This window comes from uncultured Veillonella sp. (genome assembly GCF_963543145.1).
Lineage (GTDB): Bacteria > Bacillota > Negativicutes > Veillonellales > Veillonellaceae > Veillonella.
This window is the reverse complement of the sequence record NZ_CAUTZP010000008.1, coordinates 20,814-33,914: the sequence shown is the minus strand read 5'-3', so window position 1 is coordinate 33,914 and position 13,101 is coordinate 20,814. Positions and strand designations below refer to the sequence as shown.

13 protein-coding genes are annotated in these 13,101 nt (G+C 43.2%); all 13 read right to left on the bottom strand.

Going from position 1 to position 13,101, the window contains the following annotated elements; genetic code table 11:
* Positions 1-60: 60 nt before the first annotated feature.
* Positions 61-1,758 (bottom strand): ShlB/FhaC/HecB family hemolysin secretion/activation protein, encoded by a 1,698-nt coding sequence (locus RWZ05_RS05005; RefSeq protein ID WP_314642700.1) that lies wholly within the window; start codon positions 1,756-1,758, stop codon positions 61-63.
* Positions 1,759-2,026: 268 nt separating this feature from the next.
* Positions 2,027-2,488 (bottom strand): helix-turn-helix domain-containing protein, encoded by a 462-nt coding sequence (locus tag RWZ05_RS05000; protein WP_005385599.1) that lies wholly within the window; start codon positions 2,486-2,488, stop codon positions 2,027-2,029.
* Positions 2,489-2,534: 46 nt separating this feature from the next.
* Complete coding sequence (hemL, locus tag RWZ05_RS04995; protein WP_314642698.1) at positions 2,535-3,839, bottom strand: glutamate-1-semialdehyde 2,1-aminomutase; 1,305 nt, start codon at positions 3,837-3,839, stop codon at positions 2,535-2,537.
* A 9-nt stretch (positions 3,840-3,848) separates the two neighbouring features.
* Positions 3,849-4,823 carry a porphobilinogen synthase gene (hemB, locus tag RWZ05_RS04990; protein ID WP_314642697.1) on the bottom strand — a complete coding sequence of 325 codons (975 nt, stop codon included), beginning with the start codon at positions 4,821-4,823 and terminating at the stop codon, positions 3,849-3,851.
* 9 nt (positions 4,824-4,832) lie between these two features.
* A complete protein-coding gene (gene cobA, locus RWZ05_RS04985; protein WP_314642696.1) occupies positions 4,833-6,341 on the bottom strand; it encodes a uroporphyrinogen-III C-methyltransferase in 1,509 nt (502 codons plus the stop codon).
* Complete coding sequence (gene hemC / locus RWZ05_RS04980) at positions 6,338-7,276, bottom strand: hydroxymethylbilane synthase (RefSeq protein WP_314642693.1); 939 nt, start codon at positions 7,274-7,276, stop codon at positions 6,338-6,340. The genes cobA and hemC overlap by 4 nt, the downstream gene beginning before the upstream one ends.
* Before the next feature lie 4 nt (positions 7,277-7,280).
* Positions 7,281-8,552: a glutamyl-tRNA reductase gene (gene hemA / locus RWZ05_RS04975; protein ID WP_314642692.1), complete on the bottom strand. Its 1,272-nt coding sequence runs from the start codon at positions 8,550-8,552 to the stop codon at positions 7,281-7,283.
* Entirely contained in the window at positions 8,521-9,168 is a 648-nt protein-coding gene (locus tag RWZ05_RS04970; protein WP_314642691.1) for a bifunctional precorrin-2 dehydrogenase/sirohydrochlorin ferrochelatase, read from the bottom strand. The genes hemA and RWZ05_RS04970 overlap by 32 nt, the downstream gene beginning before the upstream one ends.
* A gap of 57 nt (positions 9,169-9,225) precedes the next feature.
* Positions 9,226-10,011 (bottom strand): YlmH/Sll1252 family protein, encoded by a 786-nt coding sequence (locus tag RWZ05_RS04965; protein WP_314642690.1) that lies wholly within the window; start codon positions 10,009-10,011, stop codon positions 9,226-9,228.
* A 2-nt stretch (positions 10,012-10,013) separates the two neighbouring features.
* Entirely contained in the window at positions 10,014-10,808 is a 795-nt protein-coding gene (proC, locus tag RWZ05_RS04960) for a pyrroline-5-carboxylate reductase (RefSeq protein WP_314642689.1), read from the bottom strand.
* Between the two features lie 26 nt (positions 10,809-10,834).
* Entirely contained in the window at positions 10,835-11,332 is a 498-nt protein-coding gene (locus tag RWZ05_RS04955) for a cell division protein SepF (protein ID WP_314642688.1), read from the bottom strand.
* Between the two features lie 51 nt (positions 11,333-11,383).
* Entirely contained in the window at positions 11,384-12,070 is a 687-nt protein-coding gene (locus tag RWZ05_RS04950; protein ID WP_227283220.1) for a YggS family pyridoxal phosphate-dependent enzyme, read from the bottom strand.
* Positions 12,071-12,246: 176 nt separating this feature from the next.
* Positions 12,247-13,101, bottom strand: a complete 855-nt coding sequence (locus RWZ05_RS04945; protein ID WP_314642687.1) for a polyphenol oxidase family protein — start codon at positions 13,099-13,101, stop codon at positions 12,247-12,249.

Below are 13,101 nucleotides of genomic sequence, written 5' to 3'. Positions count from 1 at the left end.
TCTCCTCTTCTAGTACATACCATTCACTATTTAATGTATGGCTGTACTAGATTACAACACTTAAAACTGATAACTGCCTCTAAAGGCCCACACACGCGTATCTGTATCAAATCCTTCTGGTTTCTTAATAGGAGTTCCTAGTGATACATCGTAATTTACACCATCACCAACCATACCGCGCACACCAACTACACCACCAACTAAGGTATTACCTAATTGTGTTTCTGTGGATGGCCCCCATACATGTCCAATATCTACACCTACATATGGAGTGATTTGTTGTTTTCTAAATGGTAACGCCCACTCGTTTTGTACATAATAGCCAGAATCACCTCGTAAGGTTTCTTCTCCACTAAAACCTCGTACAGAATAACGACCACCAATACTAAATTGGTCAGTACCGAATAGTCTTTGATCTGTGAACTGACTTCTAAAACGCATCGTATACGTACCTTGCTTATCTCCCATACGAACACCGGTTTGAACTTGACCTTCTAAGCCTACCATTTTATAGAGTGTAGTAGGATTATCTGACAAGCCCTCCCAGCTCCGTACTTGAGCGCCTAGTCCATTAATACCTTGTCGATAGAATAGATATACATCAGATACAGTATTGCCACTATATTGACGATGAGATACACCAACTTCAACAGCTGTTGTATGTTGCTCTTGTACACCAAGCTCTACATCATCTAAATAATTGTGGCGTTCTTTATGAATAACTTTAGCCACAGCCGAAGTCTTAGAACGACTTGTTCTATTTAATACTTGCTCTACTGCAAATTCTGTACCTTGCGTAGTACCAGAAGAACGAAACGCATTTGGCATGAATACTAATTGATTATAGCTATATTTGTATGTTGAAAGACGATACGTACGGTTCCCGTCAGGAACTGAATAGCTAACCGCATATTGTTTTGATCCATGACCATCATCATGATGACTGATATCTTTTGTAAAGCTAGTGGTTAGTACATCATTTAATCCTGCCAATTGACTGAACGATAAGTATACAGCCCCTTGATACATCCCTGTTGATTTATTTCCAGAATTATCTAGCATCAAAGATCCGTGTACAAAGCCTTTTTGCTCAACGGTAAGCTTAACAATAGAATGTAATGGTTTTGTACCTGGCTCTATGGTCATTTTAATATCTTGACCAGGTACACTACGCATTTGATCAATCCCTTGCTCTAGTGCTTGACGTCGTAATACGTAACCCGGTCTCACAGGAAAAGCACTTCGCCAATTCGTACGTGCTTTAGGATTCGTAAGAACAATATCCTCTACATAACCAGGCATAATCTCAAACGTGAGTGTACCAGACTGTAAATCTTGATTTGGCACAACTACTTGACTCGTAATGTACCCATCAGATAACAGTTGCTCTTGTAATTCCTTTTGTAAAAACTGAATGCCTTCTGTCCCAATGCGATTATGGTTGTATACCTGTAATCGATTTTTATATTTTTCTAACACTGGTTCTGAGGAGGTCACCACAATATGCTCAATAGGAAACGATACACTTTCCTTAGGTAAAGCCTTCATAGGCGCCTTATCTAAACCTGTATAGGCAGATTCTGAACGCGGCAAAGCGGCCCCAGTCATTGGTGCTTCTGCACGTTGGCGTAATGAAGCATCGGCTCGGGCCGCTTCTTGTTGTATAAATGGGTTTGATACGTCTGCCGCAACACTAGGCATCGTACCGAATGTGGTCAGCAAGCCAACACAACCTGCTGCAATACATACAACTCTCATTAATTCCTCTCCTTTCTTTATAAAGTAAATTATATATTAAATCATCTTTTTTTTGCAACGAAATATTAAACATTTTAATCTTTTATTTATATTTAATGCAAAAAAATGATTCCTTAACTTAGCAGTCTGTCCATGACAATAGAAAAGCACCATCTACCTAAATCCGATTTATGTGTCGTTTCCTATTAAGATAGATGGTGCTTTTATAATTAATCTAATTAAGTTGTTCAAATAAACAGGTTCCACTCACATACAATGTAGTATATAACTACTTTATATTTCGTCGTGCCGCTAAGCTACCAGCGCTGCTAGCTAGTCCCGCTCGATTGATGTGTGGGTTTCCATGTTTGTACGTTTTTGGCTTGCTACTTTTATCCTCTACTTTTGATTTCTCAAATTTAGTAAATAGATTATCTAACTCACGCAAGAGCGCACGTTTTTGTGAGTCTTTCAACTCGAATACTTCACCTTTATAGGCGATGTATTTATTTTTTAGTACAGGACTGAGATCATAGATAGGCTCGTGTTGTTCTCCATTTACATCTAGCAGCTCATCCAAGGTCAATCCATAATAGCGAGACAGGGCACAGAGTGTATCTAAATCCGGTTCGCGATACCCTGTTTCGTAATTTGAAAGCGCCGCATTACTGATACCTACGGCCTTTGCTACTTCGATTTGGCTTTTGCCCATGCGCACGCGAGCACGCTTTAAGTTCTTGTAAAACTGCATGTTCATCACCTGCATCGATACATAAACAACTACAAACTATATACTTTTATAATAATGTATCACTGATTTTTTTGAAAGCTTCATCAGCTACGGCTAATGTGCCTTCAATCTCACTGCTCTTGTGGCAGATAGATACAAAGTTACTTTCATAAGGACTTGGCGCATAGTAGATACCATGGCTCAAGTTATGGTGGAAGAACATTTTGAATTGTTCATCGTTGCAAGCTGCTGCATCATCAAAGTTCTTAACTGGTTTATCAGTAAAGAAAATGGTAAACATAGAGCCTACCCGTTGTACTACAACAGGTACATTGTATTGAGCTGCCAAGCGTTCAAAGCCTTCACAAAGAGCAATCGTTGCATCTTCGACTTGTTTAAAAATAGTTGGATCCCGTTGCAAAATGGAAAGCGTTGCAAGACCAGAGGTAACTGCAATTGGGTTACCACTCAATGTACCAGCTTGGTAAATAGGACCAGCTGGTGCAATTTGGTTCATAATCTCACGAGCACCGCCAAATACAGCAAGTGGCATGCCACCGCCAACAATTTTACCAAGGCATGTAAGGTCCGGTTTGATATTGTAACGTTTTTGTGCACCGCCGCTGCTAGCACGGAAGCCACACATAACTTCGTCAAAAATCAACAATGCACCATGAGCCTTAGTCACTTCCCGCAAGGTTTCAAGGAAGCCTGGTTCTGGTGGCACGCAGCCCATGTTACCTGCTACAGGTTCTACGATGATAGCCGCAATAGTATCACCAATTTCGTCGAATAGTTTCCGAACCGCATCAGAGTCATTGTACGGCAAGGTAATCGTATTTTCTGCTACGCCTTGTGGGACGCCAGGGCTATCTGGCACGCCAAAGGTAGCAAGGCCAGAGCCGGCTTTTACCAAAAGGGCATCACTATGACCGTGATAACAGCCAACGAATTTCACGATACGATCTCGACCAGTATAGCCACGAGCTACGCGCAACGCACTCATAGTTGCCTCTGTACCAGAGTTAACGAGGCGAATAACCTCCATAGATGGCATGAAAGCTTGTACCTTTTTAGCCAATTCTGTTTCAAGTAGTGTAGGTGCACCGTAGCTAGTGCCGCGAGGAATCGCCTCTTGCAAGCTTGCGATAACCTCTGGGTTAGCATGGCCCAAAATCATAGGGCCCCAGCTCAACACATAGTCGATATATTCGTTGTTATCGATATCATAAATACGGCTGCCACTAGCGCTGCTGATAAAGGGAGGGTTGGAACCTACACTGCGGTAGGACCGAACAGGACTGTTTACGCCGCCTGGCATATAACGTTTAGCCTCTTCAAAGGCTTTTTCAGATTTACCGAGTTGGAACATGGTTTCTCCTTACTTTTGTAACCATTTAGCAATATCTATAGCATGGTACGTAATAATAATTTTAGCACCAGCGCGCTTCATAGAAAGCATTGTTTCCATAACGAGGCGTTCTTCGTCGATAAGACCAGCTGCTGCAGCGGATTTAACCATTGCATATTCACCAGATACATTGTATACCGCTACAGGCAATTCATAGCGGTCACGTGTTTCACGAACGATGTCCAAATAGGACAAGGCTGGTTTAATCATGATAATATCTGCACCTTCAGCGATGTCGAGTTCGATTTCTCTGAAAGCTTCCAAGCGATTAGCTGGATCCATTTGATAGGATTTACGATCTCCAAATTTAGGTGCAGAGTTAACAGCACCACGGAATGGACCATAGTAAGCAGATGCGTATTTTGCAGCATAGCTCATGATAGATACATTGGTATAACCTGCCGCATCAAGGGCTTCACGAATAGCACCTACACGGCCGTCCATCATATCGGATGGAGCCACCATATGGGCACCCGCTTCTGCTTGGCTTACCGCTACCTTACAAAGTAATGGCAATGTTTCATCGTTCAAGATTTCATGGTCATCAATCATACCACAGTGACCGGTAGAGGTATATTGGCACAAGCATACATCAGCTACAACCAATAGGTTTGGCACAGCTGCGCGAATAGCTTTGATCGCTTGTTGTACAGGTTGGGACATATCCCATGCCGAGGAACCTTGTTCATCCTTATATGTAGGAATACCAAAGATTTCTACCCCAAGGATACCAAGATCATATACCTCTTTAGCCATTTTTACAGCTTCATCAACAGATAAGTGGTATTGGCCTGGTAACGTATCGATTTCTTTTTTGATACTTTCACCAGGAACAATAAACAATGGATAAATTAAGTCAGTTACGTCGAGTGTCGTTTCCCGTACCAAATCACGCATTTCTGGATTGATACGCAAGCGGCGAGGACGGTATGTTAAATCGTACATGTGATCCTCCTAAATGTCCTTTATAATAGCGTTGACTAAGCCATCAGTTGTATATACATCGCTGATGACAGCTGGTTTAAGACCTGCACTCATAGCAGTAGCAGCCGTAATTGGACCAATACAAGCCACTTTAGTTTTTCCTAATAGCTCTAATGCATCATCGCCCAATAATTGGATTGTATTTGTTACCGTAGAGGAACTTGTAAACGTAATGTAGTCTACAGTACCTGCTGTTAAGGCATTTACTAATGCTTCTTGTTGAGATGTATCTTGTGTTGTTTCATATAAACGCAAGATATCTACATCTATATCGTGATGACGCAAAGAGCGTGGAATTACATCGCGAGCCACTTTTGGTTGAATAAGCAATACGGAATCGCCTGCTTTGAGTTCTTCTTCAAGAGCCTCTACAGCAGATTCAGCTTTGTAGTCTACAGGAATAATATCTGGAACGATACCATATTTTTGAAGTTCACGAGCTGTAGCACAGCCGATAGCTGCTACTTTAGAATTACCTAAAGCACGTGTATCCTTGCCTTCCTTATACAAAGCATCGAAGAAGTAACGAACCCCTTCACCAGATGTGAATACAATGCATTGGTATTGTTTTGTGTTATTAATGATGCGTCGATCTTCATCAAATAACTCCAACGGAGATGTTTTAATAGCTGCCGCTTCTACTACATTAGCACCTTGAGCTGCTAATTTTTCACGGAATGCACTAGCTTGAGAACGAGCTCGTGTAACTACAACGGTTTTGCCGAATAAAGGTTTATTATCGAACCATTGTAATTTTTCACGAAGATTAACTACATCGCCTACTACGATAATAGCTGGCGCTTTTAATTGTGCCTTTTCTACATCCTCTACTACATGTTCAAGCGTAGATACAAGAACCTCTTGTACTGGTTTTGTGCCCCACCGAACAAGCGCTACTGGTGTAGAAGCTGGACGACCATGAGCCATCAACTTTTCTGCAATGGTAGGCAAGTTACCAACGCCCATTACAAAGCAAAGCGTATCTACTGCCGTTGCAAGACCTTCCCAGTGAATGCCAGAGACGGCTTTTGTTGGATCTTCATGACCGGTTACAACTGCAAAGGATGTGGCCATAGCGCGTTGCGTTACAGGAATACCTGCATAAGCAGGTGCTGCAATTGGGGATGTTACACCAGGTACAAATTCAAATGGTACACCAGCTTCACCAAGGGCCATAGCCTCTTCACCACCGCGACCAAATACGAGTGGATCTCCGCCTTTTAAGCGTGCTACAACTTTACCTTCTTTACCTTTTTGTACTAAAAGCTCGTTGATTTCCCATTGGTGCATTGTATGATCTTTACATTGTTTACCAGCGTAGATCAATTCTGCATCTGGGCGCGCCCATTCTAACAAATGAGCATCTGCTAAATAGTCATATACAATTACATCTGCTTTTTCAATGCATTCGCGACCTTTTACAGTGATGAGTTTAACATCGCCAGGGCCTGCACCGATTAGATATACCATACCTGTCATTTTATGATTCCTTCCTCTATGAGAGCATCCACAATATGTTTACCCCCTTCTTCATATAAGGCTTTTGCAAGGTTTTTACCAAGAATTTCAGCTTTTTTAGCAGGGCCAGAAATTTCTCCTTCGTATACAGTTTTACCGTCTAAGGAGGCAATCATGGCCTTCAAAGTCAATTGACCTTTATTGATAGTACCATGTACGCCCATTGGCACTTGGCAACCACCGTTTAGCTGACGCAAGAAGCTGCGCTCCCCTTCAACGGCATAGCGTGTCGCTTCATCGTTGATAGGCGCTAGCATCTCAAGCATTTCCGTATCGTCAGCGCGGCACTCGATGGCAAGTGCCCCTTGCCCAACGGCAGGAATCATTTCATCAGCCTTGAAGACTTGTGTAATTTGGTCATCTAAGCCAAGTCGTTTAAGGCCAGCTTGCGCCAAGATAACGCCATCTAGTTTTTCTGTTTCAATCTTGCTTAAACGGGTTTGTACATTGCCGCGAATCACCTCGACCTTAAGGTCTGGTCTCACATGCAATAATTGCGCTTGACGTCGCAAGCTGCTTGTACCAACGCGCGCCCCTTGAGGCAATTTATTTAGTGTTTTATACACAGGGCTCACGAGCGCATCGTAAGGAACTTCACGAGCTGAAATAGCGCCTAGAGTAAGACCTTCTGGCAACTCTGTAGGCATATCTTTCAAGCTATGTACGGCGATATCAATATCGCCTTTGTGCATAGCGTCTTCTAATTCAGCTGTAAACAAACCTTTACCGCCCACTTGAGCCAGTGGTTTTTCTAAGATACGGTCACCCTTTGTATTGAAGTGAACTAACTCGACCGTAATATTTGGGTACAGACGTTGTAACTCTGCACTAATATGTTCAGCCTGCCACAGGGCAAGGGCACTTTTTCGCGTGCCGATTCTAATATGATCTCTCATGGCCTTAGCCTTCTTTCTCAAGATTAAACATATCTTTGAATAAATCCCAGTACAAACCTTCTTCCTCTGTACCAGCGATTTCGTTGAAGTGAATCATCGGTTCACGCAACATTTTGCGAATGATCATGCGACTCATAGAGTCCATAATGCGGCGCTCCTTATCGGAGATGTCTGGCAATTTAGCCAAAGCGCGATGTAACTCACGACGGCGAATGCGTTCCGCTTTTTCTGTGAGTAGCGCCATCATTGGACGCACCGTTAAATAGCTCAATTTGTCTAATAACTCTTCAATGGCGTCGTGAATGATAGGTTCTGCACGATGAGCCTCCTCTTCGCGCTGCGCCTTATTTTCTTCTACTACACTTTCAAGAGAGTCAATATTAAAGAGGTAAATACCATCCATATCTGCTACTGCAGGATCGATGTCGCGCGGTACCGCAATATCAATCATAACGATTGGTTCACCTTTGCGAAGAGAGGCGATTTTCTTTGCTTCTCGCTCCGTAATAATATAATGTGGCGCCCCTGTAGATGTGATGAGGATATCCGCATCTTTAGCGTAGTCCACAAAGTTATCCAGCTTAACGGCCTTACCGTTAAAGCGTTCAGCCAATACTTCTGCTTTTGCAAAGGTTCTATTGGATACGAAAATCGTTTTTACGCCCTTGGCTTGTAAGTGTGTTGCAGTCAACTCACTCATAGTGCCGGCCCCTAAGATGAGTACAGTGGCTTCAGATAATGGCTTATCTAAGCTGTCCTCAGCTAGGTTAACAGCAGTGTAACTAACAGATACAGGCGTATTAGCAATGCCCGTATTCGTACGTACCTTTTTACCAACGCCAATAGCACGTTGGAATAAAATATTAAAAATTGTGCCCGTACAGCCTGCGCTATAAGCCTGAATATAAGCCCCTTTTAATTGGCTCAAGATTTGACCTTCCCCCAACACAAGGGAATCAAGGCTCGCAGACACGCGGAATAGATGTTCAATGCAATCCCGTTCTTCGTAGAAGAAGAATGCATCTTCATCAATGTGGTCAGCACCTTTTAAATCCTTTAACACTGCCAACATATATTCTTTAGGGAACTCTACACCTTCTAAGGCCGCGTAAATTTCGGTTCTATTACATGTAGACAAAATAACGCATTCAGCTACACAGTCGAATTCATAGAGGCGGTTCAGTGCTGAAGCTACCTCGTCCTTATCAAACGAGAAACGTTCACGCACCTCTACAGCGGCACTTCTATGATTTAGGCCTAATACCACTAATTTCATGGTCAAGTTTCTCCTCTATAGTCATCCACTCTCCCTTGAGAATGGCCTCAAAAGTTTCTACGGTCAGATGATCTCGCCAGAATTTCTGTCGAGCCTCTGGAGTAGGAAGTAGTAACTTTACTTCTTCTCTAAATATTTTAAGTCTAGGCATAGCCTTTTGCAACTGACCATAACGATTCATCATATCTTGCCTTACGAGGCGATTGATACGGGGCCCTACGTTATTAGCGCTAATAGCAATATGAAGATCGCCTAGTTCAAGAGACGAAGGTACAGTAAATCTGCACGACCTAGGGTTATCACTGCGATTACTCCAGACGCGATGTTTTTTCCCCATCTCATATAACGTATCGTTTAATGCACCATTATCTGTGCAAATAAAGAACAAACTGCTCGTTATAATATGGTGTTCATCGTCCTTTGTGAAAGTACGATTATACCAAGTGATACGATTGTCCTTTGCCCATTGGCAAATCCTATCTGTTACAGTTGGAGCGATGACGACAATGTTGCATGGCTCATCTATAAAAAGCTGCATTCGTCGCTCTGCGACCTCCCCGCCGCCTACGAATAGGATTGTATCTTCAGTTGTAGGTTGAAATGTTATGGATACCATGGCTGTCCTACTATATATAAAAAAATCGGCTTGATGGTCAAGCCGATTTTCAATTGCCTACATGAATCGTTTCAGATATACGCCGATACGCCCCTTACGAGATGTACCTGTAATGGCTTCTACCTTCATTCGGCCACGACCACGCATAGAGATAACATCCCCTTCTTTAACTTCTTGAGATGCACCTTTAGCGGGTTGCCAGTTTACTTGCAATAATCCGGCATTAATAGCGCTTACCAATTTAGTACGAGACACGCTAAAACCAGAACTTGCCACCGCATCTAAGCGCAAAGAAGCAACTGTAGTGCGGACTTCTTTAATTTTTTCTTCTTTTGGTGCAATATCTGATAGCTCAATAGCCTCAACAGATATCGAAACCATAGCGATTTTTGTAAAGTTTTGAATCACAAAGTCTGCTACGCTTTCATCCACCAAAATTTGAGCGCCCCCTTGTTGAACGATAACGTCCCCAAATTTGGAGCGATCAATGCCAAGGCCCATCAAGGAGCCAAGCACATCGCGATGGGTAAGCAATCGGAACCGAGGGTCCCAATTTACCTTAAGGGCGCGAATGCCCATGTCCACAGTACCGTTAAAGTCGCTGTCTACAAAGGCGATGCGGATGCGTTCCGCCCCTTCATAGCCACCGTCTGTCTTAACCATAAGCTGTGGGTAGTTAGCCTTGATTGCGTCCGCAATGACAAGACCTGCAGGGCTCGTAAAGTCCGCCACGCGATAAGGGCGACCTTTTACAACCTGCTCAGCCAAGTCAAGCATGCGACGAGCTTCCTCACCGCTACCACTGGCTTCAAAATATCGAATTAATTTACTAGTATCTGCCAAAATTATTTCCCCAATTCATTCGACCGAGCAAGACATGTTACTACGCCGTCTTGGAGAGCACTGCGAAGTCCACCTTTTTCCATGGCACCAATACCGGCAATGGTCGTGCCACCTGGACTTGTTACTTGATCACGTAGAACTGCTGGATGATTGCCACTTTCAAGAGCCATCTTACCCGCACCGTACATCGTTTGAGCCGCTGCCTTGATCGCCAAGTGACGAGGCAATCCAATGCGAACGCCTGCATCAGCTAAGGCATCGAGGATGACGAACATATAGCCAGGGCCCGCACCAGATAGAGCGCCTAAGCGGTCTAAATCGGCTTCACTCACTACGGCTACCTCACCGACAGCCTCAAACAAGGCTTGTACAGCGCGGCCTAAGTCAGTATTTACATCATCCCCAGCAAGAGCTGTCATGCCTGCACCAATAGAAGCCGGTGTATTTGGCATAGCTCTAAACCAGTTAGCTTGCGGAATCATTGCATCAAGAGTATCTAAGGTGATACCTGCTGCAACGGAAATCATAACAGTCCCATAAGGTACTTCTTTTAACGTCTCTAATACAGATGGTAACACTTGTGGCTTTACGGCCAACAAAATGGTATTGTACTCGTTTACATTAGGCATGGTAGTAAAACCTACTACACCGAGCTCCTCAGTAAGAGCTTTACATTGTTCTTTGCGACGCACTAGAATGTGTGTATCACTTGCCTTCAACACGCCATGCTGTAATGCACCGCGCAATAGAGCGCCACCCATTGAGCCAACGCCAATACATAAGGTTTTACCTAACATCGTTGTCACCACCATTTATAGAGAGATTATTTATTGTCCCAAGCGTATTCGTTTTGCTCAGTTTTGTTGCTGTCATTATCAGAATAATCAATGGAAATGTTTACAGGTACGCACATGAAAATGTCTTTACCTACTTTTTCCAATTTGCCATCCAATGCAAAAGTCGCACCAGATACGAAGTCCACAATACGAGCTGCTTCATGAGGATCTGTATTTTCAAAGTTAATCAATACAGGACGCATGTCGCGCAATTGATGTGTAATATTTTCAGAATCTTCAAATACTTTTGGTTCAATTACAACTACTTTCATAGCTGTTGGACGTTGTGTCATCGTAGATTGGCCTCCTACCTTGCGTGGATGAAATTCAGATGCGCCGGATACTGGAGCGGCTGGAGCTACTGGTGTAGGTTCCGCTTCATATTCCTCTTCATCTTCATAGTCATAATCATCATATTCATAGTCATCATTATTTTTGCCTAAGAATAAGTTTTTTGCTTTTTCTAAATAATCTCCCAATGCCATTTGGATTTCCTCCTAATACTTAACGCTATCGATTATCAGGCAACCCGGGCCTTAATCATACACACGTTCCCCAAAAATTGCTGTGCCTACACGAACGATGTTAGCCCCTTCTTCTAAAGCGACTTCAAAGTCGTGAGTCATCCCCATAGATAAATATTGAATCTGCCCCTCTTCAAAGTAGCCTTTCATATCCTCATACAAGGCGTTTGCTACCCGGAAGATTGGACGTGCTTCCTCTGGATCGTCGAAAAATGGCGCCATGCACATCAAGCCCCGTACACGTACATGAGGCAATGTCTTTGCATAGTCTCGAATCTCTGGAAATTCCTCTACGGACATGCCCGTTTTGGAGGCTTCGCGAGCTACATTGACTTGCAATAATACATCTTGCACCTTGTCATGCTTTGTAGCGACCTTTTCGATTTCATCTAATAATTTACGGCTGTCTACAGAATGAATTAAATCAAACATAGGCACCGCTTGACGCACCTTGTTGACCTGTAAATGACCAATCAAGTGCCATGTTAACTGTGGCCCCTTATAGGTGAGCTGTTTTTCCTTGGCCTCTTGTACTCGATTTTCCCCTACATGAGTCACACCGAGACTAGCCGCCTCCTCTACAGCTGACACAGGGTGGTTCTTTGTAACCGCCACTAACAATGCTGTATCTACGCGACCAACGCGCGCCATAGCATCTGCCATGCGCTGCTGTATTGCGTGTAGGGATTCTTCAATCACGTGAATGCCCCCTTCAATCTATATATAGTAATCATTAAATATATTTGTATAGACTATTCTATTATATAGTATTTAGCCTTGAATGTACATGATTTAGAGCTTATAAACACCATAATTCCTTGCATGGATATGCTAAAAATCATGTGATTTATTCTAATTATTGTAAAAGCTAATGATTAGCGCTCTTGTAACATCCCAAAGAGCGCCATACGGCCTGTTGTTCCTGCTTCGCGGCGATAGGAATAGCAGTCGCTTTCAGTTACACTATCGGTACCACCAATAGCAATGTTTCCTTTAGGTACACCATTAACTATAAGTCCTTCGGTGATAAAGTTCCATAAGTTAATATATGCCTTATCTAATTTATCACTAGGATAGTTAACCACATCGGCCACGTTTCTCTCTGTCATATCTCGCCAAGCTAATTCAAAGCGTTTTCCTAGCTCTACATCGACTTCGAAGGAATCTGGCCCAATACTAGGCCCAAGATATACATAACAATCTTTGAACTCTGTGCCGTAAGTTTCTTGCATAGCCTCAATAGTAAGCACTGGCAAATGCCCAATAGCTCCGCGCCATCCTGCATGCACTGTAGCGATTGCATGATGTTTAGCATCGTAAATACCAACGCCTACGCAATCAGCAGTGAATAAGAATAATGGCACACTGGGCAATCTTGTGAATACCGCATCACAGTCCGCAATAGCAGTATCCTCCCCTAGGGCACCAGCACCAACGAGATTCTCCGTAATTTCTACAGCCTTAAGACCATGTACTTGATTGCCACAGGAAATACGCTTCGGATCAACGCCTAAATGTTCAGCCACGATAGCACGGTTCTCCCGAACATGCTCCGGTTCATCACCTACGTGAAAGGCTAAGTTTAACGATTCATAAGGTGTCTTCGATACGCCGCCATGACGATAGGTATCACCCATGACGATAGGAAATTGATCCGCCCAGTTTGGCGCTTCATAGGACCAAGTACCATGAGGTCCTTGTACATCTATACGTTTTACAGATTCGTTCAT